Below are 1823 nucleotides of genomic sequence, written 5' to 3' on the forward strand. Positions count from 1 at the left end.
GCGGGCGGATCGTCGGCGCAGACCACGAGCAGCCCGCCCGGCTCGATCCGGCGCACGAACTCGGCGAACACCGCCTGGTAGGCCTCGGCCGTGCCGTGGTGGTCGAGATGGTCGGGTTCCAGGTTCGTGATCACCGCCACCGACGGGGTGTAGGCGAGGAACGACCCGTCGCTCTCATCGGCCTCCGCGACGAAGAGACCGCCCTCACCGTGGTGCGCGTTGGCCCCCGACTCGTTCAGGTCGCCCCCGATGGCGAAGGACGGGTCCAGCCTGCAGTGCTGCAACGCCACGGTGAGCATCGACGTCGTCGAGGTCTTGCCGTGCGTCCCCGCGATGCAGGCGACCCGGTGGCCCTCCATCAGGGCCGCGAGCGCCTGTGCCCGGTGCAGCACCGGGATCCCCCGCTCGCGGGCGGCCACCAGTTCCGGGTTGTCCTCCCGGATCGCCGTGGACACGATCACCGCGGACGGGTCCTGTCCGAGCACGTCGAGATTGTCGGCCCGCTGCCCGACCTCGATGTGCGCACCCTGGGCGCGCAGTGTGAGGAAGGCACGGGAGTCCTTCGCGTCGGATCCCGACACCCGCGCTCCCCTGGCGAGCAGGATCCGCGCGATGCCGCTCATCCCGGCACCGCCGATCCCGATGAGATGTGCCCTGTCGAGCACCCCGTCCCGCTCCAACGTCATCGCCCCCTGCCTCGGTTCCCCTCGTCGTTCGAGGACCTGTCGTTTCAGGACCTGCCCACTCGTGCGGCCGCCTGTTCCAGCACCATGCCCGCCAGCACCTCGTCGGCCTCCCGGTGGCCGAGGCCGACCGCCGCCGCGCTCATCCTCCCCAGCCTGCCCGGATCGGTCGCCAGCGGCACCACGGTCTCGGCGATCCGGTCGCCGGTGAGGTCCGCGTCATCGATCATGAGCGCCGCACCCGCGTCGACCGCGGGCCGCGCGTTCGACGCCTGTTCGCCGTTGCCGTGCGGCAGCGGGACGAAGACGGCGGGCAGTCCCACCGCCGACACCTCCGCGACGGTCATCGCCCCGGAGCGGCACAGCACCAGATCCGCCGCGGCGTACGCGAGATCCATCCGCTCCAGGTACGGCACCGGCACGTAGGCGGGCCGTCCCGGGAACTCACGCACCACGACGGTGTTGCCGGGTCCGTGCGCGTGCAGCACGCTCACGCCCGCGTCGGCGAACCGCTCCGCCGCGTCGGACATCGCCGTGTTGATCGACCGGGCGCCCTGGGAACCGCCGAAGGCCAGCAGCACGGGGGCGCTCGGATCGAGGCCGAAGTACTCGCGGGCCCGGTCCCGGAGCGCGGTGCGGTCGAGCGTGGTGATCGAACGCCGCAACGGGATCCCGACGACGTCGGCGCCCGGCAGCGCCGTCCCCGGCACCGCCGTGGCCACCCGCGCCGCGAGCCGCGCCCCCACCTTGTTCGCCAGCCCCGCGTGCTTGTTCGCCTCGTGGACCACGATCGGCACCCGCCCCCGGGCGGCGAGGTAGGCGGGCAGCGCCACGTAACCACCGAAGCCGACCACCACGTCGGCGTCGACGCGGTCGAGCACCTCCCGGGTGCGCCGGACCGAGTCGCGGACCTTCCCCGGCAGTCGCAGCAGATCCACGGTGGGCTTGCGCGGCATCGGCACCGGTGGGACCAGTTCCAGCGGGTAGCCGCGGGCGGGCACCAGCTGGTTCTCCAGCCCGCGCTCCGTGCCCAGGGCCACCACCCGGGCATCCGGCCGCAGCCGGGTCACCGCGTCCGCCAGCGCGAGCGCCGGTTCGATGTGGCCCGCGGTGCCACCCCCCGCGACGACCACGGTGGGG

Annotated in this window: 2 protein-coding genes; both read right to left on the reverse strand. The window is 73.5% G+C overall.

Annotation, left to right across the window (positions count from 1 at the left end; all coding sequences use genetic code 11):
- Positions 1-686, reverse strand: a 686-nt coding sequence (locus tag SACPADRAFT_RS25275; RefSeq protein ID WP_007027483.1) for a UDP-N-acetylmuramate--L-alanine ligase, incomplete at its 3' end; no start/stop codon positions are given.
- A gap of 44 nt (positions 687-730) precedes the next feature.
- Positions 731-1823, reverse strand: a 1093-nt coding sequence (gene murG, locus SACPADRAFT_RS0203015; RefSeq protein WP_007027482.1) for an undecaprenyldiphospho-muramoylpentapeptide beta-N-acetylglucosaminyltransferase, incomplete at its 5' end; no start/stop codon positions are given.

Origin of the sequence: Saccharomonospora iraqiensis subsp. paurometabolica YIM 90007 (assembly GCF_000231035.2) — a bacterium.
Taxonomy (GTDB): Bacteria; Actinomycetota; Actinomycetes; order Mycobacteriales; family Pseudonocardiaceae; genus Saccharomonospora; species Saccharomonospora paurometabolica.